We start from the raw sequence: 1583 nt of genomic DNA on the forward strand, positions 1-1583 counted from the left end.
CCCTCATTATTTGAACGTATGGTGGTGATGATCACGCAAATGGTGTTTTATAACTTTTACTTTTTTCTCTATTTGTTTTCACCCAAAACAGCCCACCGGGTGGTAGGGTACTTTGAAGAAGAAGCCGTGCGTAGTTATACCCTTTATTTAGATGAACTTGATGCTGGAAAACTTGAAAATGTGCCCGCACCAGAACTGGCCATCGACTATTGGCATTTAGCCCAAGATGCGACCCTTAGGGACGTCATCATTGCTGTACGAGCCGATGAGGCCGAACACCGAGACGTTAATCACCAATATGCTGATTCAATGTAATAATTAAATGGGCGCGTCTATTATTTTAATAGAAGCGCTTTAATTAGAGCCAATCTACCTCTTCATCTGTAGATGACGTTTAAAACGTCGTTTTTCCAGATAATTTATCCGTCGACATTGATCACAGCTTGACTCGTTTAAGTCTTAAGGCATTAGCTATCACCGACACTGAGCTGAGGCTCATGGCTGCCGCCGCGATCATCGGCGATAACAATAAACCAAATACGGGATATAACACACCGGCAGCAACAGGCACCCCCAATACGTTATAGATAAAAGCAAAGAACAAATTCTGGCGAATATTACCCATGGTGGCGCGACTTAAACGTATCGCTTTGACGATACCGGTTAAATCACCTTTTACCAGTGTGACCCCCGCACTTTCTATCGCTACATCTGTTCCAGTCCCCATCGCTATGCCAACACTTGCCTGCGCCAGAGCAGGAGCATCGTTAATGCCATCACCCGCCATAGCGACAACTTTTCCTTCAGCTTGTAGTTGTTTGACAATAGCGGCTTTTTGTTCGGGTAGTACGTCGGCTTGCACCTGATCAATAGCCAGTTTTCTCGCTACCGCCATGGCAGTAATATGATTGTCGCCGGTGAGCATGACGATGGTAATGCCTTCAGTGTGCAATGCTTCAATCGCTTTTGCTGTTGATGCTTTCACTGGATCGGCAACGCCAATGAGTCCGGCGGCCTGACCATCAATACTCAGCAACATAACAGTCTGACCTTCTGTTCTCAGTTGGTCTGCTTTTGAAGTCAATAATGTCGCATCGACGTTCAGGCTTTGCAGAAGTGCTAAATTACCCAGTGCGATGTGATGATTATCGACCTTGCCGGTTACACCTTTGCCGGTAATAGAGGCAAAGTCAGCCGTTTGACTGAGGGGAATATCACGATCCTGAGCCCCCGTTACAATCGCTTCAGCTAAGGGGTGTTCGCTGGCCCGTTCGACACTGGCGGCAAGTTTTAATACTTCTTGTTCGCTAAATCCTGCGTAGGCTTCAACTGTCACTAAGCTAGGTTTACCTTCAGTTAATGTGCCTGTTTTATCGACCACCAAGGTGTCTACTTTTTCCAAGATTTCAAGCGCTTCGGCATTTTTTATCAACACACCGTTAAGTGCTCCACGTCCCGTACCAACCATAATGGACATAGGTGTAGCCAAACCTAGGGCGCAGGGACAGGCAATGATCAATACGGCAACCGCACTTACAATGGCATGAGTGATTTTAGGTTCGGGTCCCCAGACTGTCCAGACG

At 46.6% G+C, this 1583-nt stretch carries 2 protein-coding genes; one reads left to right on the forward strand and one right to left on the reverse strand.

What is annotated here, in order from left to right:
• Positions 1 to 315, forward strand: a 315-nt coding sequence (locus AC3AYF_RS20805) for an alternative oxidase (RefSeq protein ID WP_487780375.1), incomplete at its 5' end; no start/stop codon positions are given.
• 121 nt (positions 316 to 436) lie between these two features.
• Here AC3AYF_RS20805 and AC3AYF_RS20810 read toward each other — a convergent pair.
• Positions 437 to 1583 (reverse strand): heavy metal translocating P-type ATPase (locus tag AC3AYF_RS20810; protein ID WP_487780376.1); only part of this gene is annotated, 1147 nt, incomplete at its 5' end.

This window comes from Salinicola sp. (assembly GCF_982684285.1).